The 26,605-nt window shown below is 63.1% G+C and carries 18 protein-coding genes and 1 pseudogene; 8 read left to right on the top strand and 11 right to left on the bottom strand.

Going from position 1 to position 26,605, the window contains the following annotated elements:
* Window positions 1–44: 44 nt before the first annotated feature.
* Window positions 45–494 (bottom strand): hypothetical protein, encoded by a 450-nt coding sequence (locus tag ACFWO3_RS14745; RefSeq protein ID WP_378578745.1) that lies wholly within the window; start codon window positions 492–494, stop codon window positions 45–47.
* 295 nt (window positions 495–789) lie between these two features.
* Between ACFWO3_RS14745 and ACFWO3_RS14750 the strand changes: the two genes are divergently transcribed.
* The 5 genes from ACFWO3_RS14750 to ACFWO3_RS14770 all read left to right on the top strand — a co-directional run bounded on the left by ACFWO3_RS14750 (window position 790) and on the right by ACFWO3_RS14770 (window position 4,971).
* Entirely contained in the window at window positions 790–1,131 is a 342-nt protein-coding gene (locus tag ACFWO3_RS14750) for a helix-turn-helix domain-containing protein (protein ID WP_378578747.1), read from the top strand.
* A complete protein-coding gene (locus ACFWO3_RS14755) occupies window positions 1,128–1,961 on the top strand; it encodes an ImmA/IrrE family metallo-endopeptidase (protein WP_378578749.1) in 834 nt (277 codons plus the stop codon). The genes ACFWO3_RS14750 and ACFWO3_RS14755 overlap by 4 nt, the downstream gene beginning before the upstream one ends.
* Complete coding sequence (locus tag ACFWO3_RS14760; protein ID WP_378578751.1) at window positions 1,958–2,578, top strand: PIN domain-containing protein; 621 nt, start codon at window positions 1,958–1,960, stop codon at window positions 2,576–2,578. The genes ACFWO3_RS14755 and ACFWO3_RS14760 overlap by 4 nt, the downstream gene beginning before the upstream one ends.
* Before the next feature lie 186 nt (window positions 2,579–2,764).
* Window positions 2,765–4,117, top strand: coding sequence for an AAA family ATPase (locus tag ACFWO3_RS14765; protein WP_378578754.1), 1,353 nt, complete (start codon window positions 2,765–2,767; stop codon window positions 4,115–4,117).
* Window positions 4,114–4,971 (top strand): hypothetical protein, encoded by an 858-nt coding sequence (locus tag ACFWO3_RS14770; protein ID WP_378578756.1) that lies wholly within the window; start codon window positions 4,114–4,116, stop codon window positions 4,969–4,971. The genes ACFWO3_RS14765 and ACFWO3_RS14770 overlap by 4 nt, the downstream gene beginning before the upstream one ends.
* Window positions 4,972–5,041: 70 nt before the next feature.
* Here the strand turns inward: ACFWO3_RS14770 and pglX are convergent, their stop codons facing one another.
* The 9 genes from pglX to ACFWO3_RS14815 form a co-directional block, all read right to left on the bottom strand.
* The gene (gene pglX, locus ACFWO3_RS14775; protein ID WP_378578758.1) at window positions 5,042–8,629 is read right to left on the bottom strand and encodes a BREX-2 system adenine-specific DNA-methyltransferase PglX; all 3,588 of its coding nucleotides are present in this window, start codon (window positions 8,627–8,629) and stop codon (window positions 5,042–5,044) included.
* Window positions 8,629–12,750, bottom strand: coding sequence for an NERD domain-containing protein (locus ACFWO3_RS14780; protein ID WP_378578760.1), 4,122 nt, complete (start codon window positions 12,748–12,750; stop codon window positions 8,629–8,631). Before ACFWO3_RS14780 ends, pglX begins: the two co-directional genes overlap by 1 nt.
* A 124-nt stretch (window positions 12,751–12,874) precedes the next feature.
* Entirely contained in the window at window positions 12,875–16,045 is a 3,171-nt protein-coding gene (locus tag ACFWO3_RS14785; RefSeq protein WP_378578762.1) for a helicase-related protein, read from the bottom strand.
* A complete protein-coding gene (locus ACFWO3_RS14790) occupies window positions 16,042–17,796 on the bottom strand; it encodes a phospholipase D family protein (RefSeq protein WP_378578772.1) in 1,755 nt (584 codons plus the stop codon). Before ACFWO3_RS14790 ends, ACFWO3_RS14785 begins: the two co-directional genes overlap by 4 nt.
* The gene (locus ACFWO3_RS14795) at window positions 17,783–19,003 is read right to left on the bottom strand and encodes a DUF6361 family protein (RefSeq protein ID WP_378578774.1); all 1,221 of its coding nucleotides are present in this window, start codon (window positions 19,001–19,003) and stop codon (window positions 17,783–17,785) included. The genes ACFWO3_RS14790 and ACFWO3_RS14795 overlap by 14 nt, the downstream gene beginning before the upstream one ends.
* A 198-nt stretch (window positions 19,004–19,201) precedes the next feature.
* Window positions 19,202–20,050: an HNH endonuclease gene (locus tag ACFWO3_RS14800; RefSeq protein ID WP_378578776.1), complete on the bottom strand. Its 849-nt coding sequence runs from the start codon at window positions 20,048–20,050 to the stop codon at window positions 19,202–19,204.
* Window positions 20,051–20,154: 104 nt separating this feature from the next.
* Entirely contained in the window at window positions 20,155–22,035 is a 1,881-nt protein-coding gene (locus ACFWO3_RS14805) for a DNA/RNA helicase domain-containing protein (RefSeq protein WP_378578779.1), read from the bottom strand.
* 191 nt (window positions 22,036–22,226) lie between these two features.
* Window positions 22,227–22,850, bottom strand: coding sequence for a nucleotide pyrophosphohydrolase (locus tag ACFWO3_RS14810; RefSeq protein ID WP_378578782.1), 624 nt, complete (start codon window positions 22,848–22,850; stop codon window positions 22,227–22,229).
* A gap of 85 nt (window positions 22,851–22,935) precedes the next feature.
* The gene (locus ACFWO3_RS14815; protein WP_378578786.1) at window positions 22,936–24,387 is read right to left on the bottom strand and encodes an aldehyde dehydrogenase family protein; all 1,452 of its coding nucleotides are present in this window, start codon (window positions 24,385–24,387) and stop codon (window positions 22,936–22,938) included.
* A gap of 121 nt (window positions 24,388–24,508) precedes the next feature.
* On the opposite strand from ACFWO3_RS14815, the gene ACFWO3_RS14820 reads away from it, so the two are divergent.
* From ACFWO3_RS14820 to ACFWO3_RS14830, 3 genes are read left to right on the top strand one after another with little or no spacing between them, the layout of a single operon-like run.
* Complete coding sequence (locus ACFWO3_RS14820; protein ID WP_378578790.1) at window positions 24,509–24,886, top strand: hypothetical protein; 378 nt, start codon at window positions 24,509–24,511, stop codon at window positions 24,884–24,886.
* Window positions 24,886–25,515 carry a hypothetical protein gene (locus ACFWO3_RS14825; RefSeq protein WP_378578794.1) on the top strand — a complete coding sequence of 210 codons (630 nt, stop codon included), beginning with the start codon at window positions 24,886–24,888 and terminating at the stop codon, window positions 25,513–25,515. Before ACFWO3_RS14820 ends, ACFWO3_RS14825 begins: the two co-directional genes overlap by 1 nt.
* A gap of 24 nt (window positions 25,516–25,539) precedes the next feature.
* A complete protein-coding gene (locus ACFWO3_RS14830) occupies window positions 25,540–26,043 on the top strand; it encodes a hypothetical protein (RefSeq protein ID WP_378578798.1) in 504 nt (167 codons plus the stop codon).
* Between the two features lie 158 nt (window positions 26,044–26,201).
* On the opposite strand, the pseudogene ACFWO3_RS14835 reads toward ACFWO3_RS14830, so the two are convergent.
* Window positions 26,202–26,605: pseudogene (locus tag ACFWO3_RS14835) on the bottom strand (IS1634 family transposase); the annotation flags it as partial.

Consider the following 26,605-nt stretch of genomic DNA (forward strand, 5'->3'; position numbering starts at 1 on the left):
ATGAATGAACGAAACGTCTGACTTATAAGTCAGACTCTACTGTCTCATAGCGCGGGTCGCCACGTGTACGACGGCATCTGCTGTCTGCACCAACGCTTGCCTGCCTCGATCGCGTCGCGCATGTGGCGGGTCTGATCGGCAGCGTGGTAGTTGGCCCCGATTCCTTTCGCCTTGACGGAACAACCGAGCAGTACGTCGTCTTCGGTATCGGCGTTCTTGCGGGGTTCGATGAAGTAGTAGCGCCAGTGGATGTCTCGATGGTCGACTGGGACGGTGCCGTCGACGTCGAGTTCACCCAACCATGGCAGCGAGCCTTGGGGAAATGCCATTCCGCGGTAGATGTGCTTGCCGACAGGGCAGCGATACGAACCGTCACGAAGTCCCTCAGGATGCTCTCTGTTGTCGAGTGGGTCGAGTCCGAATTCCACGGCGTCTTGGCGAAGCGCTTCGAGAAGGAACCAAGCCTCTGCATCTTGCTCTTTCAGAGTGCTCATCTCTCCAGTGCAGCGCTGCGTGGAGTGCCACTGCGCACCCGGCGTGTTGAGACGCGACCGTAGCTCGTCATGTGGGATCCGTCGGTCGCTCAATGATTCCCCCCCCGTTCACAGTCATCCACCGTACTGGCAGGCGCCGACAACGAATGAGGGGAATACGACCGCAGCGGCCGAAAGTATGTGCCTCACTCTGAGAGTGCATGTGCTCGGTAGCGGTGCGGGCCGGTTGCCGTGGTGTACAGCGACGACGTACGCTGAATCATAAGTTGGGAAAGTGATTCAGGGGGTGAGTGAAATGAACGCAGTCTCGACCGTCGATCGGATCGAGCAGGCAAGGGTCGCCGCAGGCATCAGCAGTCATCGCAAGTTGGCTGAGCGTGCCGGCATCTCGCAACCCACCTTCTCTCGCATCATCGCCGGTAATCGGCCTGCGAAGGCGAACGAGCTGGTGGCGATCGCGGTGGCCACCGGTTGCACCCTCGCTCAGCTGACCGGATCCTCCACCGTCGCCGACCGTGCCCAGTACGCGGCCCGGTCCACCAACGGCGCTGGTATGGACCAGATGCGTCGCCAGCTGCTGCACTTCCTCGAGCTCGACGCCTATCTCGAGGACCAGGGCATCGGACTCGGTGCGTGACCGCTGAAGCGGAGGGGCGTGCTGCCGCGCACACGTTCCGCCGCGATCACCACCTGGGCACTCAGCCGTTGGGTGATCTGGTCGCACTCATCGAACAGTCCACCGGAAACGATGTCGCAGTACTCGATGTGGGCCCGGATGAGCACGGCCTGACCGTACGCGACCGGGAACGGGGAGCGGTGTTCATCGCCGTCGCCCGCACACGGCACCCTATGCGGCAGCGCAGCACACTTGCCCATGAACTCGCACACGTCCTCTTCGAGGATTGGACCGACGACCTATCGCCAGGCACCGACCGGCGACCCAACTTTGAAATCCGAGCCGATGCCTTCGCACGACACCTCCTTGTACCCGTGCAGGGCGTCAAGGAGGTCGTGGGGATGCGACCCGCTTCGCTGGGGGAGCTTTCGCGGGTGGTGCAGTTGTTCGGGGTGTCCCCGGCGATCGCCGCCATCGCACTGCACGAGGCCGGGTGTATCGACGAAGCGACGAAGGCCGCATGGAAATCGATGACCACCCCACAGCTGGCGGCTCGGTTCGGATGGGCCGATCACTACGGTTTGTTGCAGACCCAATCCGATACCCGCCGTGCACCCCAGAAGCTGTTGACGCGTGCGATCGATGGTTACCTCGAGAACGTCGTGTCGGCGCAGACCCTGGCCACGCTGAGGGGTGTGGCTGTCGACGAGGTGGTTCGTGGCCTGACTGCCGAGGGGCTCACCCCACGCGGTCGCGAGCCCGAATGGGCGTCACCGGATGACCTTCCTGCGGTGGCAGTCGACTTCAGCGACTGGGACGACGATGCCAACGACGAGGGATGGGACGGATGACGCCTCGGCCGATCATCGATGCCGGTCCGGCCTTGAATTTCCTGTCGATCAACAAAGAACGCCTGCTCAGTTCGGTCACCGGCCCGATCAGCACTCCGGAAACCGTTCGGAACGAAGTGTTCGCAAAGTCCGGTCGCGATCCGAGATTCACGGCCGTAGAAAAGGTCTGGAAGAAGATTCCAGCTAAGTGGCTCAAGGTTCTGCCCGACGACCCGGCTCCGGAGCTACTCGCGGCGCTCGAACGCATCAGTCAACAGCCCTGGGGGCAGCGTCTTGCAACCGCCCAGGATCTGGGTGAAACGATGGTGGTCGCCCATGCCGTTGTCCTCGCCGAAGCCGGCCAACGAGTAACGGTGATCATCGACGGTCGCGGCGGCGCCGAGCTCGCGACCAACGAGAATCGGCGCCCGGCCCGGCTTCGTGGCGCTGGCCTGCCGTATGGATCGATCGCGTTCGTGAACACTCCGACCATCCTGGAGAAGGCCGCGGGCGGTCAGTATCTCCCGAACAAGGAGTCGATGCGCGAGGTGTACGAGCGGCTCCGAGGGTGCGATGACGGGTTGCTTCCGATCAAGCACACCAGACTGTTGTCCACGGAGGTCTGGCGACGACCGTGACAAGGCAAAGGCGGAGAGTCTCGGGGCAGAGGGGAGACTGAAACGGAACCTGGCCGTTCGATATGCTTGTGGGTCGGCTTTGGCCGCTAAGGTGCGCTACATTTCCCGTGTCACCAACCTCATGCACCGCAACGCCTACCGGAGCGTCGTGCAGCTTGTCGCCCTGTCTGATGCCATAGTGGTCCCGTGGCAAGAGAATCAATGCGTCTCGTGAGCGCGCAGATCACGAATGTCCTGGGAACCTACGATCACCAGCTTGCGTTCGGCGCTGATGATGATTTTGTCATCATCTATGGCCCTAATGGGGTAGGTAAGACAAAATTTCTGGAGATCATTCATGCGTTGTCACGACTGGATGTTCGAACGCTTTCAAAGTTGCCATTCTCGACCGCAACACTCGAATATTCGGACGGGTACAGTATTGTCGCAAAACCGGTGCGCGGTGACGGTGGCACTCGGGCTCTGGGTAAGCCCCACGTAAGTTTCGAGTTAGGGATGCCGAAGAAGAAGAGAAGGGTGAGTTGGATATTCAAAGGAGACGACAACGAATCATGGCTTGTAGAAAATACCAGTTGGCGTCCATTTGATGGAGAAATGTGGGAGGACCGTACCGACGGTGAGCTCGTCCCGTTGTCTGAGCTAGTCAGGCGTTTCCGTGGCAAATCGTCGAATGAAACTCCGATGCCAAAGGAGTTTGAGAAGTATAAAGAAGCGGCTTTGACCTACCTGATCGAAACGCAGAGATTGCGTATCGAAAGTGATGAATACTCGTCGGTAGCGCGCCGACGCGTGCGTTATGGCTTCGGTAATTCTCCGAATCGAAAATCGTCCAAGATTGCGGAACATGCGATGAAGATGCGCAAGCTTGTCAATGATGCGCAAACCGAGCATTCTCGGATTACTCAACAACTTGATCGAACATTTCCTAATAGGGTTCTCGGTCGGGCATCAAGTGGCGATCTTGTCGACTCAGATATTCGTCGGCGTTACATTGAGCAGGACGAATTCCGGAGCCGATTGGGTCGTGTAGCTTCCGTTGCATTGGAAGATGCGCTCTCACTTCCGGATCGCGAGCTTCACGATTGGGAACTGCATCTGCTTAGTCTATACCTGGATGACGCAAACAAGAAGCTGGCTCCGTTTGAGGTACTTCTGCAGAAGATTGAACTGTTTGAAGATATTGTCAACTCTCGCCTTCTCAACAAGCGACTGCAAGTTACCGCTGATGAGGGGCTCACAGTGGTCGATGTTCTTCAAGAACGTGCGATTGAACTAGATTCCCTCTCGTCTGGAGAGCAGCACGAAATCATCCTCATGTTCGACCTCTTGTTCAATGTCCAGAAAGGGTCGTTGGTCATGATTGACGAACCCGAGATCTCGCTTCACGTGGTTTGGCAGCTGGCATTTATCCCCGATGTTCAGCGAATAGCAGATCTTTCTGGATTTCGGTTTGTTGTCGCTACTCACTCACCTCAAATTATCAACGATTCGTGGAATAGGGCGGTTCGACTGGGTCCTGAAACGGCGGAATTCGCATGAGGGAGGCATTGAACTCGGTAACACTCTTTAACACGATCGCCATGATTCGAAGCGAGAAGATGACGCCGATATTGGTCGTCGAGGGTGATGACGACCTGCTGGCGATGAAGCGACACTTGACTGAAGCGTTAATCTTGCTGAAGGGGATCGGTGGTAAGTCGGGTGTGATAAGTGCCGCGCGCAGTGCGCAGACTCGAGGTGTTGGTGATGTCCTTTTTATGGTAGATGCAGATTACGATGACCTTATTGACGACGCCCGGTGTTTGCCGCCGTCCGTTGCTACATCAACGCATCACGACCTGTTCATGGACACTATCCTGGTGGCGCCAAGCGTGATAGAGCGTGTCGTCGAAGTCCATGTTCGTCACTCGGAGAGAAGGGGAGGGGGATCGGTGGTTGCGTCAACTATTGTCACTCTGTCCCTCGCACTGGCCGCCAGCATTGCGCCGCTGAGGATTGTGAACGAACGAGATTCGTATGGGCTCAGGTTAGAGAATTTCCCGTTTGGGAAGGTGTCGTCACTAGAACCTTCCGTGAGGGAGATTGCTGCCTTAGCGATTTCACGATCGAATTCGACGGTGACGGTCGAAGAACTAGCACTGAAGATCGACGGTCAAGCGTCCTTGTTGCCTTACCCGACAGCGAGACTAGTCGGCGATCACGACTTCTTTCGAGCACTTTCACGAGTGCTCTCGCTACACGGTGTGACTGGCGTCGGAGCGGAAGCTCTCTTCTCTGCTTTTCTGGGCGCCATTGACTGCCGACATATCATGATGACTCCGTGGTACGCCACGATCGATTCATGGGCGCGTGAACGCGGCGCGGTTGGGTTCGCATGTCCGTGTGCGGTGTAGGTACCTGTTCGAGCTGGCCTTCACCGCGTAGGTTTTGCGGCGGTCCTGTTTCCCGTCGAAGTAGCCGGTCTCACCGCGTGTTCACCTTGCGGCCGCGCGTGGGCTTGGGGGGACGCCAGTTAGCGAGGTCGGGGACAGGGACGCCTACTGTTGCGGATTTCTCGTTTAGCTGGCCCGACAGGTATTCGGCGAGGTCGATACCGAAGGTGGGGTCGACACCGGAGTGCCACTGCTTGACCCACGGAAGCACCTCGGCGATGCCGGCAACCACCGGCACCAACTCGGCGAGATCGACACCCTCGGACTCGCGGTAGGCGTAGATCGTCGCCAACGCGAGACCCTGCTGTGCGTGATCCCAGCCGGCCCACCCCAACAGTGGTGTTGGATCGGTGGCTCGGCCGGCGCCGGGGTAGGAGATGAAGCGTTCCTTCGGCACATCCAGCTTGCCGCGATGGGACCAATATGACGACTTCACGAAGTCGGCGCTCGTGTACTTCGGCGGTACCGGTATGTCGGTGGCCTTCACCAGACCCGCATCCTCGTCGCGTTGTAGGTCCCACACGCGCTCCCATTCGGCGCGCTTGCGTAGGCCGGACTCCTTGTATCGCATCGCCGCCAGATACGGCACTGCCTGATCGGAGAGGAGGCTCACCAGTGTTTCGGTGACGGGTGCATCCTTCTTGCCCGCCCACAAGTCGAGCGCGGTGATGAACTCGGGGTCCTTCTCGACGTGCCCGGCCAGTTCGGCGACGGACTGCATCTGCGGCGTCCCCTGCGCAGTGAACCACAGGGACCGATCTTCGAGCCGGTCGAGCAGCCAGTCCTTCAGTGCCCGCTGCAGTTTCACATCCCACGAGTCGCCGGCCCACCGCCGCTTGTACTCCGGCCTCTCGAGCAACCGAATGAACGGATTCGACTCGATTACCTGCAGCCGCTTCTCCACCAGTTCCCTATACGAGGCCGGCCAGTGTGCGGGAACGTCAGTGGTGAGTTTGCCATCGTGTCGGCGGAACCACGCTGTTTGTGCTTCCCCGGACGCGATTCTCCGCGCAAGTGCAATCTCGAAGGCCCGCTCGCCTAATGCGATCTCGGGGGCCGTGCCGACAGGCAGGACCAGCTCCTCCTCGACGAGCCCGTAGTTGCGGTACACCTCCCAGTCCAACTCGTCTTGCTCGGCGATCATCAGGCGCCGGAGACGCGCATGCTCGGCCCGCGCGGAGTCGAGGTCAGACACGCTGGCACCGTTCGCCTCGATCGCGGCTGCGGGTTCCTGGGCTGCGAGTTGCTGGGACAGCTCGTCGACGAGACGGGTGCGGTCGAGCGGTGCTGTCTTCGCCAGCGGGAAGTCCTTGAGCGTGGTCCCGGTGAACTCGAAGAACTCATCCCATTGTTCGGTCCGAGACTCCTGGTTGACCCCACCAACACCCTTGCCGTGGCTGTTTTGCTTGAGCCAGAAGCAGGCGGTTGAGCTGTTGAGGGTGCCCAGCAGCCGCAGATGGTCGCCCTCGGTGGCCCCCTCCGGCAACTTGACCACCGGCGCCGACTGCTTGAACACCTTTCCGCCGCGGTCGAGCACGAAGTGGTTGTGCGTCGCGACGAAGGCGAAGGTGATGGTAGACGTTCCGGGATCGTCCCCCTTGGGTACCTGGTGCCACTCATACCAAGGCCGACCCTCGACGAAGTAGGGCACCTTGTTGAAGGTCGCGCGGTTGCCGAGTTCGGTTCGGTTGGGCCAGAGGTATCTGTGGGCGTTGGGGAAGTCGACTAGCGACTGAAGTTGGTTGAGGCCCTTGTACGGAAACCACGCCGAGTTGCCGGCTGCGACCGAGTAGTCACGAATCTCGTCACCGAGGACGAGGCGACGTAGCCCAGCCTGCTCCAGACCCTTGCGTGTGCAGGTCTCCTCGTCGATGATCATGGCGGGATCACAGTTGGTCATGCCAAAGACGCCGATTCGCTTCGCGATGTCACCGAGTTGGTTGGCAGCGCTAGACTCGATGGCCGTCACCAGTTCTACCGCACCACCACCTGACAAACTCCACGGGTGCTGCCGCAAACTATCGCGGGGTAGGTCGACGATCGACACCCACTGATCTTCGTAGCCGGCCTGGTCGACGTGCTCGACGATCGACGTCCAGACCTTGCCCGTGGCAGGGTCATCGGGCGCACCAGGCTCCCCCTGGATTCCGAGGACCGCGTGGACGTTGTCGTGAACCACGCCGTTGTTGCGTCCCACGAGAATCAATGTCGGTGTCCCGTGGCCGGGGATGTATGCGCCGGACGTGTCGGCGACGAGCCGGAGGTCTCTCGAGGCAAGGAAGTCTTCGATGATCGGAGTGCCGAACTCGCGTTTCATGAAGGAGTTCGAGGTGATCTGCCCAACCCATCCGGCGCGGTCACCGGGCTTTGCCAGATCGAAGAACTTCTCCATGAACGGCACTGTGAGCGCGTATTTGCCCTTGCAGTAGTGGTAGATCTCCCGGTACCGCGCATTGAGCGCCTTGTCCTTCACGACGATGTATGGCGGATTTCCCACCACCACGTCGTACTGCCCCGGCGCCAGAATCCGCCGCAGCAATGCCACGTCTTCGGTCGAGTATGCGAACCCGGACACCACAGCGTCCTTGTCGAAACTCAAGTCGCCGTAGTCGAACGCATCCGCTCCACCTTGTTCGGCCCCATGCAGCAGAGAATCGCCGTTCGCCAGATTCAAGGTGAACTTCGGTGCATTCACCAATGTCGATTCCCCACACGCCTGCAACGCCGCCACGATCAACCGGAACTTCGCGATTGCCACCGCGAACGGGTTCAAGTCCACGCCATAGACGGACGACAGGGCGTTGTCGACCCGCGTCCGCAGATCCACCCCGGGCGCCTCGCGATGCCACCGATCCACCAACCGCGCAAAGGCTCCAAGGAGGAAGTGGCCGGACCCGCACGTAGGGTCGATAACCTTGAACCCCTCCAGTGGCCGGTCCTTCAATGCAGGCTCGAGGGTCTGGTCGAGGATGAACTCCTCGACGAACTCGGGCGTCTGTAGTAGGGCGTACTTCTTCTTCGCGAAGTCCGAGAGGTCCTGATACAGGTCACCCAGGAACCTCGTCGACAGCTCGGGATCGCGGAACGTCCACACCAGCTCTCCGCTGTCATCGACCTGGCGCCAAAACGACAGCACCTGGTGCACCGCATCCGAACTGGGCGCGATGATGTTCAGCGCCGCATGCTCATCCACCAACGACTGCGTCGCCGGGAACCCACGCAGCGCGTCGAATCCCTGCTCGAGCCACTCGCGGTACGAGCTGTTCGAATCACTGCGGTAGAACGCTTGCTCGGCGTCGACGGCGCGCTGGCGCAGCATCGGGTCGGGGTGCGCGATCCAGACGGCGTTGTCACCGAGTAGCAGGTTGTCCTCGCAGAACCGCACGAACACCGACGTCAGTAGCCAGCCAACGGCGGCCTGCGTGAGCTGGTCCTCCGACCAGTCCGTCCACGACACCGCGGTCCGCTTCTCCGCGACCGCAGTCCTGTGCATCGAACGCCAACGCTCCAACTCGTCCGCGTCGGAGGTCAACCGCGACCGCATGTCGTCGACCAGCAGTAATAGTTGCGGCTTGAGCGCATCCTTGAGCGCGGCTCCATTGATCGTGGCCAACGCCATCAGACATGCTCCTTCATCGACTCGTCATTCTTCGGTTGATCGTCGCGGCTCAACAACGCCTGCAGCCCGAACCGGTCCACCTGCACGAACTGCTCGGGACTGGTGCGCGGAAGTGCGGTGCCGTCGACGCGGGCACCAGGCCGGCCACCCGACTCCTCCGGCTGAGGGATCAACGCCCATACCGCGTGCGGAGGCGGATTCGTTACATCCACCCACGCCTGCAACGCACCGAGCTGCCCGTACGCGGCGAGCGTCGACAGATCCGTCAGCACCACCGGCCCACCGGCCGAATTCACCGCATCGACGACGGCCGGGACAGATTGGGCGACAAACCCCTTCAACCCTTCACGGTCGGCGGCGGCGCCCGAATCGGCGGCAAGGATCGCATCCCACGGGATACCGGCCTGCTCGGCCTTGGAACGCAATTCAGCGAGCAGCACATCGGTGACGTCCACCCGCACCGCCCCGTACTGCGTCACCAGAGCATCCGCCACCTGATCGGACGCACCCATCGGCACGCCGAGAGCCCGGAACGTGCGCTCGCGAGCACTCGCCGCCAACAACAATTCCACCTCACTACCCGACCCACCGACACCGGCTGGCGACCCGGAGAGGGTGTGCCGCGTCGGCACATGCGAACCCGCGTGCGGCGCATCCTCGAACTGGTAGCGGCCGTGCTCCTCGCTCCACGCCATTCCCGGCACCACCGCAGCGACCAGCGCGTCGAGTTCCGGACGTCGGGGCAGCGTCTTCGTCAGCGCCGGGAATCGGGCCGCGACACGCGATTCCAACTCCGCGCGAGCGAACCCATCCGTGGTTGACAGGCCCTGCAACAGCAGCATCAACACGTCGCGGATCGGTAAGGTGCGAGCATGCAGCTCGTCGCGGGCCGACAGCGTCACCTCGCCGGATGACGCGGCCGCGATCCGCAGCAGCGCATACCCGGGGATCTCCACCTGATCCGGTGCCACATCGAGCACCGCGGCCGCCGCGATCCGCAGCGGCCGGTCCGCATCCGTCGGGGCGATCAATGCCAGGCCCTGCGCGGCGGAGGCAGCGACCAGGGCGTCCGCCTCCCGCGCCAGGGCGGCCGGCAACCGGCGAGAGACCGCGGCGGTTGCGATCATCGCGACGGTGCCGGTGGACTGGCGGCGCACCAACTGCAGGCCGGAGTCCTCGGTATCTGCGTCGGGGACGTTGGTGCCAGGCTCCTGTTCTCGGGCAGGTGGGGCGGTGGCGAGAATCAGACGCAGCACACCCAGAGCGGTGCGCTGCGGATCACGCAGCCCGTCGGTGTCCAGAGCAGCCGCCAACTCGCGGGCAAGCAGCTCCGGAGTGCTTGCCCCACCGGTCGATTCGAGCAGTGTGAGCGCGCGCCGATACAGCGAATCCACGGTGGTCGACAGCCGGGGATTCTTGCCCCACAGCTCGCGCAGCTCACTGAAGATCTGCGCGATCCGTCCGGGCGTAACCGCGGCCAGCGGCGCAAGCACCTGGTAGGTGACGAACGGATCCTCCGGCGCCGCGTCATGGCTGCCGAGCAGCAGCTCCACCACCTGTCGGCGGATCGCCGACGGCTTCGTCGCGGCGGCCCGCGCGAACTCGGTCGTCAGCGCTTGCAGCGAGGTGTAGGTGGCGGCGGGCTCGACGACAGGAACCGGGGTGGGTGCCACGGCGGGCACCGGCGCCGGATCGACCGCCTTCGCCGCGAACACCGCCACCCACGCCGCGCGCATCGCGGCCGCGGTATCGAAGCGGTCGCGCACACTGCGGGCCAAGGCCCTGGCAAAGAACGTCGTCAACGCCTCCGCGCGGGTGCGCGAGTGCCCACCGAAATCCTCCGGCGACACCGACACATCCTCAGTCAGCACCCGCGGATCGGACACCCCATCCCCATACACCGGGGTGGAGGCCGTCGCCATCTCGTACAGCACCACCGCCGCCGAATACCGTTCGGCTGCCGAGTCGTAAGTGGTGCGTACACCCGTCCCCAAAAACGGGTCCCGATACGGGGGAGTGCCCGCATCCAACTGCTCGACCGGGGCACGCGAAAGCGAGAAATCGAACAACGCCAGCCGCGCCTTCGCAGTGCGTTTGCCCTCCGGTCGCGACAGGCCCAGGTTGGACGGTTTGATGTCCCGATGCGTGATGCCCGCCGCGTCCAACGCCACCAGCGCATCCAGCAGGCCCAACCCCCACGACTTGAGCTGCGACTCCCCGAGCGGGGTGTACCGAATCACGTCGGCCAAAGTCTGCTCACCGCAATTGCTCAACAAGAGCGCAGTCCGGTGCGCCAACTGCAGCGGCCCCTCGACCAACTCCACAACACCGGGCACCGGCGGTTGTTGCTGCGCCAGAGTTGTCAGCACCTCCGCCTCGTCGTGCAGACGCGCAGTCGCCGTGTCGTCCAGGCCGACCTTGAGGACACGTCGGCGACCATCGTCCTCCTGATCGGCCACCAAAATGCCGCGGGCCGTCGACCCCGACCCGAGCGACTGCAACACCTCGAACCGCTCACCCAACAGGGCGCCCGTCGGCGGACTGAGCGGATCCACCTCAGGGACAGAGGTTGCCGGTTGCTGAGCGTGCCGATACTCCGACAGCTCCACCGCGAACTGCTGCGCACCGGACCCCGGCCGCCCCGACTTCGGATCCGCCTGCACCCGCTTGGACACCGACGGATTCGTCGACCGCAGCACCAACTCCCGCAGCTTCTCGTCGACAAACCGCCCCGTCGACGCCGCCAAATCCAAGCCCTGATCGCGGCGCAACCGCTCCAACAACGCAGCCCGATCCCGCGCCGGATGCTGCCCACCCGAGAGCAGGAAGTACGCCAGCGCGCCGAGGGAGAACACGTCCAAGGCGATACGGTCCGAATCCGGCGCCCACCGATCCTCCGGAGCCTGATACACCTCGTCGGCAGCAGCCCCGCCCGTCGCCGTGAGCGCGGTGCCGAGCATCGTCGACGACCGGGTGCCGCCCTCATGAATGCGGCCCGCCCACGACCAGTCCACCAACCGCACATTCACTTCACCGGCGTCGAGACGATCGGTGTCGATCAGGACGGTGCTCGGGCCCAGACCGCGATGCGCAACATGGTTGCGGTGCGCATACGCCAGCGCCTCCGCCACCCGCGTCAGCACCGTCAACTGTTGCTCCGAGGTCAACGTGCGCGTCGCCAACGCCAAATCCAACGGCTCATAGCCCGTGGTCTCCGGATACACCAGTACCGTGTTGCCGTCGTCGTCCTGCACCAAATCCCGTGGCACCACGATCGACTCGTGCCGCAACGACGACAACAGCGTGTACTCACGCTGCATCTTCCGGTGCGCCGCGGCCCGGGCATGCGTGGGTGTGCCCGGACGGAACGACACGATCCGGGCACGGGCCTGCTCGTCGGTGCCCTTGTGCTTGGCCGGCCACTCCTGCCAATCCTCACCCGAGGACAGCGGGGCACCGGAGATCGTCCACGACCCCGCCTCGCGCTCGGTGCGGCGGGCGATGCCCAAGTTCTTCAGCGCCAACGCGATGATGACGGACAGATCCTCGGTGGTGCGGCGGCCGTCGGTGGGTGGCTCGAGAACGCGGGAGGAAATGCCGGGAAGGTGCGAGAAGTCCTCGTGGCCGTCGATACCGAACAACCCCGACTTCGCCAGGTCCGGCATGTCCACCGTGAAATCGTTGGCATGCAGAAACACCGATTCCTGCACGAACGGCAACGCGCGGCGCACCTTCTCCGGATTCAGCCCGTGCTCGATCGCGACCTTGCGGGCTTCCTCCTCGATGCGCGAGGCCAACCGCTGCGCCTTCCGGCGCGTCAGCAGCAGCGGGGAGCGTTGGGTGCGGGTCTTCCCGCTCGGCATGGTGCGTACCCAGTTGGTCTCCGTCCCGCTGAGCCGGCCCATAAAGTGTTTGAGTTCGATCAGATGCAGACGACGCCGACCCAGAACCAGCGCATCCACCTCGTGCCACAGACCGTGGTTGTCCATGAACTCGAAGTTCGTCCACGCCCGATACGGCGAGGCATCCGGAACAACATCGCGGAGCAGGTTCAGGCCCTCGGTCTCATGCGCGAACGCCGACTTCGAGACCTCGACCCACCGATCACTGCCTTGTGCCACGTCACCGTCCCCTGCTCACGTGTTCTCCGCGGCCGACGGCGGTCGCGTATTGCTGAATCGGACACTATCAACCGGGCTGGATTCCACACACGGTGACACGACCTGGAACGCGTGGTCACGAACACTAACGCGGCGGCCGCAAGTCCAGCCGGAGGTTCGCTGCGCTCTCGTCATCGACACCGTCAGCCTCGAGCAGTGACATCAAGTCCTCTTGTCGTGGTTGCCCGAAGGCAAGGCGGTACCGCGCGACATCGGACTTGATCCGCTCCAATCGGCTCATGTCACGGCTCAGCCGATATGGCATCACGTCGCGAATCACCTTGTGCGGTCCCGGATAGATCCAGTCCGGGACCAGGCCGTCGAGGTCTGGCTTCGGGATCGTATAGGCCGCGCTCCACGGACTGGACTCCGAAGAACTCAGCACCTCGGCTCGGTGAGCCTCCACGAGGTTGCGACGTACGGCATGCCCACGGAACCGGTTGACCCGCCCATCGCGCTGCTCGAAGTCGACCGGATTGCTCGGAGTATTCCAATGAGCAACATTGTGGCACCACGGATGAAAATCGATGCCCTCCTGTCCGGCGCTTGTGGACACCAATACGAACGGCCAGAACGGACTGTTGAACGCCTGCCGGATCTCGGCTGGCCGAAAGGAGTCGTCGGCGGACTTGGACCCGTACTGCATGGCAAATCGCGCGGGGAACCGGATCACCGGATCCGCCCCGAGCGGATCGGTCGCCTGATACCGCGCAGGACGCAGCGCCAACGCCGCCGCAGCCGTCCTGGCGAGATCGAGCAGTGCAGCGTCGTCCACCGACTGCAATCCGAGATCCGTCGCCAAATGGAAAAGGTACTCGTCGAGTACCGACTGCAGGTTGCCGTCGGCGCAGTACTTCAGCACCCTCTGCCAGTGTGGCAACTGCGGATATTCGCGGTCGAGCAGCAAGATCGACTGCCAGCGGTTGAAGGTGCTGCGCAGCCCGGATGCCAGAACGGTGGACGCAAGCCAACGTCCGGAGACAGTCGCCGTGGATGGCAGACCCAACCGACCGAGGGTGCGCCACGCACAATTCGCCGGTGAATGCATGCCCAATTGTGCTGAGACCTCCGCGAGATCCTCGGGGACCTGCTCCGGAACTGCCGGTTCAGTCGTCAAAGCACGAACCTCACGGAAGTACGGGTCGAGCTGGCTGTCGTTCTCCTCGCCCAACGACGGATCGTGACCAAGCAGGGCACTGCCGATTTCCGGCCACCCCACGGAGTCGACCAGTGCGGTCAGACCGGGTTCGTTCGCCAGAGGCCAGGCCCAATACTCTCGCCGTTGCTCGCTGGCCTTACTGGTCGTGACTCCCCGCAAACTCTCACGAAGCTGCGCGGCGACTCCGGCCTCGGCATCGTCGGACGCCCCAGCGGACTGCGCGACGCGAGCCAACCTGAGTGGATCGGCGCGATCAGCGAGATCCGGCATCGGCCAGAACAATGCCAGCGTCGTCATCCGTTCGGCATGACCGTCGCGAACACGGAAGGTGAGGCGTGGTGGAACGACAGGGGAGGCGTCGTCGCCGAACAGGCGTTCACCGATCTGCCCGAGGCCCAGGGAGCCGTTCGCGGACTCCACAGCAGAAGTGGCGATCCGACGATCCGCTCCGTAGCTGAGCAGTGACGCAACCGCCGGCGGCGTCGACGACCACGCCGAAAAGACGAGCTTTTTCGTCATCGCTTCGACCGCCCGGTCGGCGAACGCCCCGCCCGGCTTCAGATACGGCAGACTCGGCGGCACCCAGAGCAGATTTTCCCACGTCGCTGTGTCCTCGGCGAGTTGCCGGAACCGAGCGTTCCCCGGAGACAACGGCTCGAAACGACGGACCGCGTCCGGTGCGATACGACTCAGCTTGCCGGCAGCTGTACGAGCGGCGGCGCCGTGTTCAGCGCTTGCCAGTGCGTCGGCGAGCTTGCGGCCCAGCTGGTAGGTATCCATGAAATTGGCGAAGTAGGGCACCGACTTCCAGTAATCGACATTGAGCTGTGCGTCAGTGAGGTTCGAGAGTTGCTCGAGCGCAACGTAGTCGAGCAGGTCTGCGGGGGTGATGCCGTCCACAAGAACTGGGCGTTCGTCGACCATGTTCCGGGCCTCGGTGGTCGGGCGTTCGGTGCGGCACATCACGTCCAGCAGGCGCTTCTCCAACGCGTCGACAGCGGGACGGGCGTCGGTACGGCCGATGATTGCGGACCGGAACAGCTCGAGCTGCTCGGTCACCTCGGCCGCGAGCCCGGCGCGGGCACCCTTCGCGAGGAAATCCACCGTGCTCATGAACTGGTCCTGATGGGACTTGCCGGGCTCGGTTTCCCCGGCCAGTGTCAGCGGCTTGTACGGAGTCGCGGACAGCAGCAGAACCCGGGCATCCGGGTATCCGAAGAGCTGCTCCGCGAGTTCACCGGCCTCGGTATTCACGTCGAGCAGGTCGGTGAATCGCTGGAACTCGTCGAGGATGATCAAATCCGGTTCGAGCGCCTCGACTCCGGCATGTGCAAGCGCAGTGCGGAGTCGGCCGATGAGATCGCGGACCACGGCGGGGTCGGGCATCGATCGTTTGACCCCGGGGATTCGGCCCGGGAGCAGGTCGGTGAACTCGTCGAGCAAAGTAGTGCCGTCGGCAGGGGTTCGGATCGCTGCGACGAACCGCTTCTCGATCTCGAGGTCCAGGCGGTCGGCGTTGGCGGCGATGAAATCGGCGACATCGTCTGGAAAACGAGTCGCCTCGACCTGGCCGCGGAGGAGGTTCAATGCCGTGGTCCGCTGTCGTCCAGACATCCTGAGATGACGGTCCAGGAGCCAGAACAGCAATGCCCGCTCCTCTCGCCGACCGGTCTGGTGCCCCTTCTCGAACGACGTACCCGGAGTCAAAGACACCAGGTTGACCGGTTTGCGGTCGTTGTCGGTGTCGTGCTTCAGGTTTCCGCTGTGCACCGCGAGCAGGCCGAGGCGACCCGGCATCGGGACATCGGCGCTGCCGGTGACATTCAGACGCCGCAGATTCTGGCGGGCAAGGTCGACGTTCGAGCACACATACAGCACATCGATCCGCTCGACTCCGGGTTCCTGCTCGAGGTACTCGATAGCGCGGGCAATGACACCGCGGGCAACCATGCTCTTGCCAAGCCCGGTCTCGTCGGCAACGAGGAAGCGACGGCACCCGTCCGGACCATAGAACCGGTCGACGACGTGCTCGACGGTGTGCCGTTGAAACGGGCGCAGGCCCGCGATGATCGTGTCCGCGTCGAATCCTGTGCTCATCGGACGCCTCCTTCCCTCGAGATTTTCGAGGCATCGTCGACCGCGCGCCACAGTTCGCCGAAACCGTCGGGAAGTACATCTCGGCCGTCGAGGCGGTCGACGATGCGTCCGATCGACTCCAGATCTCCATCCCCGCGTGCCAGCGCCTGCAACAGCAACTCGAGAACCCCGGATCCGGTGCTCTCCGCAGCGCCGGCCGATGCTGCGCTCAGCCACGAAGCTCCCGCCGCGCCTTGGATGCACTGCACTGAAAGCAGCAGCGCGATCAGCTTCAGGAAGTCCTCGGGGGACTTCAGCTGCGCGGCAATCACTTCATCGAGGCGCTCCGGTGGATCGCCGACGAGGGTAGCGACAACCACCGTGGAAGCGACGAGGCCCTCGGGTGATGTGACCGTCAGCGTCACGAATGGGGTGATCTCCACCAGAATTAACTCCTGAACGCAGTGGTCGAGGTTGGTTCCGGTGTCGATTCGAGCATCGTTACCCGGCCGGGTCGTCAGACCGACCGCGAGGACGAATCCCTCGGGTACACGGAGCGGAACGTCGGTGCTCAGGCGCAGGGCGAAGCGGTCGGTGCCGGGCAACACCGTGGCAGTGATCGGGATGGCGGCCAGGGATCGCAGGACATTCGCCAATACCCGCTTCGCATCGTCGTCCGGGTCCGGCGCAGCGCCGCCCTCGGCGTCGTAGGGGAGCAGGATCGGCGCCATCCCCTCCTCTCCGAGCAGGGTTTCGATCCCGAACGCTGCTTTGCGTACCGACATCTCGACCAGAACCTCGACATTGTTCGTGAAGGCCGGCCCCGTAGCGTTCGCGGAACCCAGGAACAGGCGTGTCTGATTCCCATGCTCGACCACATAGGCCTTGGCATGTAGGCCCGACAGGACCGAACCGGTGTTATCCGGGGCGGGAATCCCGGCGGCCGGATCGAGGACGAACGACTGATCGATGAACTTCGCCCATTCGGGGTCGAGCTGATCGAGTGCCTCTGGACGACTTACAACCGTGAGGCGCCTGTTGCCCTCCGAACACACATGATCGAGACCGTCGTCAGTGAGGAATGGGGAGACGACGAGCTGGCGGGTGCCGGTGAAATCGAGCTTCGTCCGACGACCAGGCAGTCCGAGGACGTGGAAGTCGAGAGACTTTGCGTCCTCCGGGAGTTCCCACTGCACATAGCGAATCGCGTCGGCAAGCGCACGGATGCGTGCGCCGCGACCGGCGTCGAGTGGGGTGACGGTAGTGCCGTCAGCGGCGAGGTAGTGCAGGAGGTCGAACAGGGGCGTGTTGGTCTTGTCGCGGCGGGTATCGTGCCATCCGTCGAAGCAGCCGACGAGATCCCAGGAGGCGTCGGGCGTGAGGTTGCGGCTCTGGACCAGCAGCCGGTACGTCGGTTCCTCGTCATCGTTGACATACCGAGCCAGCCAGAGCTTCGGGTGGAACAGCCCGCCCCGAGGCGGGTTGACCGCGTGTAATGACGGCGCGAGAAATTCCGTCAGCGCCGACGGCGTCGAAGGCACCTTCGCATGACCGCACTGGTGGAACAGATCGATGCTCGCGATACTCGAGTGCACCGACGCAAGCATCGCGAGCGGGTCGCGGTGGTCACCATATTCGGCGAAGGCAAGCGGTGGCAGCAGCGCGGATTCGAGATCGACGGTGAAAGTCGTGCCTAACAGATGGTCGAGTCGCCGACCCGCGCCCGGTCGCAGCTGTTCGAGGAAAGTCGCACGGTTGTCAGGCGTCAGCACGGCCAAGCCCTTCGAAGATATCGGTGACGATGCGATGCGCCTGGAACCACCGATACACCAACGGTGTCGTCCCGGAGGCTCCTCGCCACGCGGCGAGGAGTTTGTCGTTACGCAGACGAGACTGTGCGCGCTTGTTCTGGAACTCGCGGTCCGCCACCAGCCGACGTACCGCAGAGTCGGCTGCGAGGGTGTGGCAGTCCTGCGAACGCACTGCGTCAACCCAACCTTCGACGAACAGTCGCGTGGCGGGAGATATGCGGGGCGCCTTCAGAGCGACCAGTGGCCACACGTCGTTCAAATGCCACGAGGTCACCTCGTCGCGGCGGGCCTCGCAGCGCGCCGCCCACTCGCCGAACACCTCGCGGTAGCGCTCGGCCGGGTCATCGAGCGACGTGAATCCCAACTCCTCGTAACGCTCCGCCAACAGTAGGTTGTAGAGCAGGCGTGCACCCTGGATCACCAGTGAGAACATCTCAGCGTGGTGGACAAGGTCACGGAGCTCCGCCGGAGCCGAATCGAGATCGTCGACATCCCACGGCGTCGACCAGGTGTCTTCCGGAGCAGTGTCCCGGCGGAGCAAATGCGACAACATTGAGTGCGTCAACTGTGGGTGTGGTGTCGCGGTGGCCATCTGCTCGCGTAGCCAAGCCGATTCCTCTGCAGTCAGGTCGAACCCTCCTGGCACCGTCTTCGAGTAGCCGTCGGGAGGCGGCGGAAGACTCGGTGACCAATCACTGGTGCCGGCGTCATCGGGTCCGTCCTCGTGACGACGGAAGTGCCGAGTCTGCTGGAGCCCCGACGGGCGAACGTCGGCACGCAGAATGGCGTAGGTTTTCAACCCCGTCCAGTAGATGCTCGACGGCAGCACCTTCACCCGGACCCCGGCGCGGCGACCGATCAGCCCGTCGGTGGCACCCTCGGCGCTCAGCACGTTCACCAACTGACGCTCCTCGTAAGCGGCACGCGATGCCAGCTGCGCGCCCGCATGCCGACGCGCGGCGCGCAAGTAGGTCCACGGCACGAACAAGTGGTACCGCGCCCGAGTCTGAATCGTCGAGACCCCCGGGAACAACAAGTCCCCGAACGCATCCCGAATCTGACCGATGCCGAGATCGTCGAGTGTGTCCGAGTCGCTGAGCAGCTTGATCAGCTCGCGCATCCTGCGTTCTTCGTCCGCAGATGTGTCCAACCATGCGACGAGCGACATCGGGTACCCCTCCTGTGGTCGGCAGCGACATCGGGAACGCAGGCTCCGTCAGTTGGCCGCCGGCGATCCATAGATTGGTTAAGTAGTAATACTGAACATGCGATCGTACGCGGCGAAAACAGGGCCCGGCGGCAAGAACGCGCTGCGCGCCGGGCTTGGTGAAGTCTTCGGCCGAATTGACCGGAGAGAGGTACGCCATCAAAGCCACTGGCAGTTGTGGCGGTGACGTTCGAGCGCATCGCTTGCTGGTCGCTTGTGGGGTTCTGAAGGAAGTCGCAGAGGCTGATCGTGGTAGTCACCGTATTCGCTGTCCTGGAGCCACGGCGCGAGTTGAATGGTCAGCGAACTCGAGACGGTCAGTACTCCGAGGTCGAACAAGGTGTGAATATCGGAGCGAAGTAGCAGTCCGTTGGCCACGTGATTCGTGTGGTCGCCGAAGTAGCGGTCGATATGCGCCGCTTCGAGGACCGACGTGACGGTGGATCCGGTGACCGCGCAGGTACCGGCGTAGGCGTCCATCAAATCGGCGCGGAAGCGTGACTGCCCTCGCCGGACGGTGATCTGGCGTCGGGCGCGTTCGCGCATGTCGTCACCGAGTTTGTACGTGACGGGGATATTCGGGAACGCGATGTCGCCGTGGTGACCGAACCGGGTTCGCAGAAACTGCTGTGCCTTGGGCTCGTTGACCGGGTTGGCCGGTGCCTGTGGCGAATACTTCCGGCCTGCGGCCGCCTGCAGTTCATTCCACGCAGCAGGGTGTGCGACGTCTTCGCTGACAAGCTCGAATTCGAATCGGTGCGTGTACCCGCCGGTGTCGACGTCGACCCAGTGCGCGCGACGGGCGTTGTCACCGATTGCATACAAGGAGGAGGTTGCGCGTACCCAGGACAGGAAGATTCGCTTGCCCGTTAACCAGAAGAAGATGTCGTCGCCGGGCTCGATTCTCCTGAACGAACCCGCGTCTCGCACATCCCAGAACTGATCATCGCGCGCAAAATCCCAATGCTGCGGTGTCTTCCCACTGATCTTCACAATCCAACTTGTCAACGCCCATGCGCCTATCCGGTATCGCACCGGGTGGAGGCGTGTCCTGTGGCGGAAGCCTGTCGGGCCGTGCTCGTTCTTGTGTTCGGTCCAGTGCCGCTGAGGTGTCAGCGGGGTTCGTCGATCAAGGCACGAAGCGCTTTCCTCGTTTGTTCGTCGGTTGAATAGATGACGGTTCCGACCATGCCGCGGGTGAGCAGCACCTTGTAGACATTGCGGACGAGCTTGTCGAATCGCGGATCGGGGATCTTCGTGCGGTTCTTGAAGTCGGGATCACGGTTCGCATCCCGAATCGTGGTGAATCGGCCATCACGCCACACGAGGTCAGGGCCGATGATGACCCCGTTCCAGTCGTATTCGAAGCCCTGCGCGGTGTACACGCAACCGACCTGATCGAAACCACCGTCCTCGGTCGCCCACAGCGGGGCAGGGGGAGCGTCGCCGATACGTCTGTCACTCTTGCTGTTCCACGGCCGAGCCCAATCGCCGATCGCGACATCAGGGACGAGACTTCCGTCGTCGCGGGCGTTACTCCACGGCCAGCAATAGCCGGCGGTGATCCGGGCCGAGTAGCCGCGGTCGATCTGCTGCGACAGGAGATGCTCGACCTCCTGCGGAGTCTCGGCCACCCGCACTTGGAACTGCGGATCACCCTTCCACTCGTACGGCCCACCCTCGACGAGACCGAGGAGTCGCTTGACCCACAACAGGTACTCCTCGCTGCCCCCGCAGCGGAACTGCTCATCGAGATGCACATGCTGCGCCTCGAGGCCCAATGATGCTGCGTGCTTCTGAACCTGCTCGAGCGAGCCCATTTCGCCCGGCCGCACCACCTGGTGCTCGTCGAGCAAGAAAACCGGGACACGGGCCGCCGCAATCAGCTCGTCGATCTGAGGACGGTCCGTGCGCAGTTCGGCCTTGGTGTATCGGTCCACGGACGTCTCGCGGATGCGGTGAGCCTCGTCGAGAATGAGCACGTCGAGGCCGTTGCGTTCGGCGGTCATGAACTGGTTGAAGTACTTGAACATCTTCTGCACCCGCGGAGCCCTGCGCCCGGCAACTTTGCGAAGGGTCATGGTGAACGATCGAGAACCCGTTGCGTGCAGCACGGTGCGGCCGCGGCGAGCAAGCTCGCCGACCAACGACAACGCGATGACGCTCTTACCGCTCCCCGGTCCGCCGGTCACGATGATGACGCGCTTGCTGTCCGAAGAGCGGGCTTGCTCGACCGCATGCAGGACCAAGTCGACTGCCAGCTGCTGATTGCCGAGCAGGTGGAACTGCGGACGCTCTCGCACCTCGGCCGCTGCCACTTTGAGAAGTTGTTGAGACGGTGCCACCGCCGATCGCATCAAGGTATCGCCGGCCGCGTGGCTCGTGGAGCCGGTAGCGAGTCGCGTACGCAAGAACGCGATCATGTCGGAGCGGTCAGCGGCGGTGAACAATCTGCCGGTGACCCCGGTGGGGAAGGCGCGCAGATCTGCAACCATGGCCGGATCGGTTGCGTTGTGCAGGTATGCCATTCCGGCCAGGGCATCCGGTTGATCGGCAATCGCTTTGGCGAAGTCGGCCAGGTAATCGCAGTACCCCTTGACCTGTGCCACCGGATGCAGCTTCGGCCCGCCCGGCATACCCGGAACTTCGACCAGGTCAGCATTGTTCTCGAACCGGTACGCCGACGACCACTGCTTGAGTTCGACCACCACATACGACGGGGCACCAGTGTCGGGGTGAGTCCCGGCGAGGACCACATCGGCACGCTGAGAGGTGAGCGGCATGTGATACTCGACCAGCATCTCGATGTCGCCGAGTCCTGCATCTGCGAGATCACGGGCAAATACCGGCAGGCTTCGACTCCACGACTTCTGCTCAGCGGGGCTGGCACGCCGCCCGGTGCTGAACAGCATCTTCTCCAACAGTTGTTCAGCCAACGAATCGGGATGAGCGATGCCGGCGATGTGGTTCGCCGACGTGCGAAGCAAAGTCACGAAGTCCCCAGGGCAGCACGAATACAGTCGTGCGGGTGGGGGCATATCCGTGGCTGTGAATCACAGCGGAAGTCCGTCGGGCCGCCAGGTCAGGTTAGCGGAGGATGCGGACAGATCTTCGGACCGTGGCGGGATCGGCGTTGCACCGCAATCTGATCGTCGAGACCGGAAGCAATCGGAGGGCTACTCAGTCATTGCGTACCGGAATCCAGCTCCGTGTACTTCCTGATCGAACCGCGACTGAGCTCAACCGGATACTTGCTCCCATTCTTCGTGTTCTTCGCTGCTGCCGCATCAACGACGTTCACGCCCAGGAGTTCACCCAGCGTGCACAGACTCTCAGCGGTGAGGTGAAGAATCCGTGTCAGACCCTGAACTGGCTCCGACTGGGACGTGGTGACGGCCGAGTTCGCTTCCCATTGGAAAGCCTCGAGTAACCGGCCTGCAGTCCCCGTGAGATCGAAGACGGCCCGTGCCACCGTGAGCTGTTCCGCAGGTGTCGACGGTGGCCGGAACGAGCTGGGCGGAACCTCGGCAGCCACGCCGAACCTCAACTGCGGATCGATACCCGTCACGTCGTACAGGCGCAGGAGATACAGCACGACATCACCGAACTCGTCGACCACGTCAGACCGTGCCTTGTCGCCCGCCGAGTTCGGTGAACCTGGCAGCAAATGTCCGATAGCACAGGCCAGCTCCCCAACCTCGCCGCCGAGAGCCATAGCAAGGTTCTTCGGCGTGTGAAACTGTTCCCAATCGCGGGCCCGGACAAACTCACGCTGGTCCGACAACAGTCGGCGAAGATTGTCGTTCACGTGTGCGAACACTACCTATGGACGTGGGGCCCTGCGCGACTTCACGCGCTTCTGCTCGCACGCCACAGGGCCGAGTCTCACACGACTACCGCCGCCCCAACTTCTTCGCGATCGCCCGGCGCTGCTGCTCCGCGTACTTGGTCACACCCTTGGTCATCCCCGACGAGTGCGGGGTTGCGATGGTTGACGCCAGCGAGAACCGGAACCCATGCGAGGCAACTGGGCGGTGGTGCGAGAACGTGTCGAAGCCGTGCTTGCCGTGGTAAGAACCCATCCCGGACTGCCCGACGCCGCCGAACGGCAGGTGATGCATCGCGTTGACCAGGCCGAAGTCGTTGCGGTTCACGCTGCCCGACCGGGTGCGGTCGAAGAAGCGGCGAAACTCGTGGTCGTCGTCGCCGTACCAGTAGCTGCTCAGCGGGCTCGGGCGCTGCGCGAGGTAGTCGATAACCTCGGTGATGTCGCGGTAGGCGTGCACGGCCAGGACGGGGCCGAAGATTTCCTCGTCGGCCAGGTCCATGTCGTCGGTGATGCCGGTGACGACGGTCGGGGCGATCTTGCGGGACGACGCATCCGGGAGATCCTCACCCGCTGGCGCGGCGGTGCGGACGGTGGCGCCCTTGGCGGTGGCGTCGTCGAGCAGCGCGAGGATGCGGCGGTACGCCTTGTCGTCGATGATCGAAATGTACTGGTCGTTGCCGGTGATCTGCGGGTAGCGGTCGCGCCAGCTCCCCAACAGCGCATCGACGAACTGCTCGACCGACTCCTCGGGCACGAACACCAGATCCGGGCACAGGCAGGCTTGCCCGCTGTTGACCATGCGGGCCGCGCCGATCCTCTTTGCCGACGTGGCGAGATCGGCGGTGCGGGCCACGATCGCCGGGTTCTTGCCCCCCAACTCGAGTGTGACGGGGGTGAGATTGTCGGCGGCCGCGCGCTGGATCTGCTTGCCGGTCTCGGTGGACCCGGTGAAGAACAAATGGTCGAACGGCAGCGCGGCGAACTCCGCACCGGAGGCCACATCCTTGGTGACGACCACCAGTTCGTCGTCGGAGAAGTACTGCGAGGCAAGGTCGGCCAACACCTGCGTCATCCGAGGTGTTGCGGACGACGGCCGCAGCATCACCCGGTTGCCTGCCGCGAGAGCGGCGGCGGCCGGCTGGGCGACAAGCTGCAGCGGGAAGTTCCAGGGGCCGATGATTCCGACAACGCCGAGCGGCACCGAATGCGTCTCCATGGTGACGCCGAAGAGCTTCGCCAGCGGCTGCGGGCGATCGGGGCGCATCCACTTCTCGAGGTTCTTCCGCATGTAGGCCATCTCGTTCAGCCCACTGATCACGTCCGCGACCAGGGAGAACGAGGCCGGGCGGGTGCCGTAGTCGAGACTGAGCGCCTCGCACAGTTCCTCACGACCGTCCAGCAGCATCGCCGCGAGTCGCGCGATCCGGTCCCGCCGCGTCGCCGCATCCGGGGGTCCGTCGGCGACGAACGCGTCACGTTGGCGGGTGAACAGCTTTTCCAGATCGTCGGTGCTCATGCGATCAGACTAGAACGTGTTCCGGTTTTGTGTCACGGATGGGCTCGTGTGCACATCGGTGACACTGCGTTGAGGCGTCACCTGACGTGGGTAAACTTCGGCAGCGAGATCAGGGGGTGTGATGGACGACGAAACTCACGGCTGCGACGCATTGCTGGCGGAGATCGATGCGTTTTATCAGGGGTTTGGGCATTCTGCCGCGCTCACAAGTGCGTTCCGCGATGCGGTGGTGCTCGTTCCGTTGACCGATGACGAACGGATACCGACCAGTGCGGTAGTAGGTATCGACTGGGTGTGTGCGTTCACCAGCGAGTACGAGTACGCCCGGTATCTGGTTGCGCGCGGCGAGGGAAGCGAGGTTCGTAAGTACCACGCTGTGCTCGGCCGGCGGATCGTCGACGATCTGATTCCCACCTTGCAGGCACCCACCGGTGTGGTTGTGGATCCTTGTGGAGCAGCACCGATGGCGTTTCCGCCTGCCGCGGAGGATGTCGCCTGATGAGTGAGGAACTCGGGGTCGACCCTCAGGTGTTGATCCATGCTGCCCAGGGGATTACCGCCGTCATCGATTCACTGGCCGAACTCGGGATCGGTGAGACCGCTGCGGCCGGTCGCGGGTTCTCGCTGCTGGCGCTCTCACCGCTCGAGGCAGGCAAGCAGGATGTGCAGACCAGCCTCGAGGAGTTCGCGGAGCGGTGGTCGTGGGGTGTGCGCAATCTGGTGCAGGCCGGGAACTCGATTGCGGAGACCCTGGATCTGGCGGCAGGGCGCTACCACATCATGGAGCAGGAGAATTCGGACGCAGTCAAGACGGTCTGGACTCATCTCGCGGGCAACCCGCACCTGAGCAGCGAAGAGATTGCCGACCGTACTTGGGGAGAGACGCTGGCGGACAATCCGGTCAACCACGTGGTCAACGCCGACTACAGTCCCGAGTCCTTCGCGGAATCCGCCGAAGCGATCGAAACCAACAACGAAGCCATCGCAGAGGTGGCCCCGCAGGCGTTCGCGAACATTTCACCGGAGCTTGCTGCCGCCTCAGCGGTGGAAGCGGAGCGCGGATACAACACCGGTGCGGCCGAGCAGGCAGCGAATATCACTGCTGCGCAGGGGGAACGCTTTCCCTAGCAGATGATATGACAGTCTGATGGGATGGTTTGGCATCAGCGGCTCATGCCGCCCGATTCATCGGAGCTGGGCGCGATCGTGCATGGCCCGGTGATTCTGGCCAGAGCAACGAACGTCGTCGTAGCATTGCGATCGATCGTGGCCTTCTCAACTGGACTGGATTTGTCGATCGTCGCAGTCGCATGGGGTGCCGAATCCGATGCTATGAAATTGGAGTTCACAAGTCCGGCGGAGATCGACCCCGCCAACGGGAGGCCTCATCCGACAAGGGTGCAGGGGGAACGTTTGGTGCTGCGAACCCTGGACGAATCTGTACCTCAGCCGCTACCACACAGGAGCACGGAAGCATTCAACCAAATCCCGGGTAGCTACCGTCGCGAGTATTTGTTCGTGATCCGTCCGCTGCCGAGCGTCACCGAACTTCGTTTGGTTACGGCGTGGACGAATATTGGACTTCACTCCACCAAATCCGGTCTTGCACTCCCGCCGCTAGCGAAGATTCGCGAGGCGATCATTCCGCTTGCATAGACGGGCTGACAATGCGTGGACATGAGCGCTCACATAGCGTCATGGCGTTACATGCTTTTGCGGCGATACCGAGACGATCTGGGCCGCACGGTCGACGGACTTCCCCGCAAGCTACACCCGCGACATCGGTCCTGACTTGCACAGATTTAGTACCCCGGTCAGCGGGGAGATAGATCCAGGGCGGTGAGGATGGCCGTGGCATCGGCTGTGATCGGGTCGGTGGCGGTGTGCGGGTGGCCGGCGATGGTCAGCCTGATTTCCTGCAGCGGGCGCAGGGTCTTCACGATGCGCCCGATCGATGCCCCGGTCTCGGCCTGCAGGTAGCGGGCGACGGCGAGTGCGGTGAACACGATGGTCAGGTGCGCGTCGATCGCCTCGCGGGTGTTATGAAACATCGGCCGCGCTCTCAGGTCGGTTTTCGACATGCGGAACGACTGCTCGACGTGCCAGAGGTCGTGATACTTGCCGATCACCTCGCCCGGGTTCATCAAGGAGGCAGGGAGGTTGGTGACGTAACCCTTCAAACCGACCAGTGACCGGGCTCGCTCGATGCTCGATGTAT

Source organism: Rhodococcus sp. NPDC058521, assembly GCF_042719695.1.
Lineage (GTDB): Bacteria > Actinomycetota > Actinomycetes > Mycobacteriales > Mycobacteriaceae > Rhodococcus_F.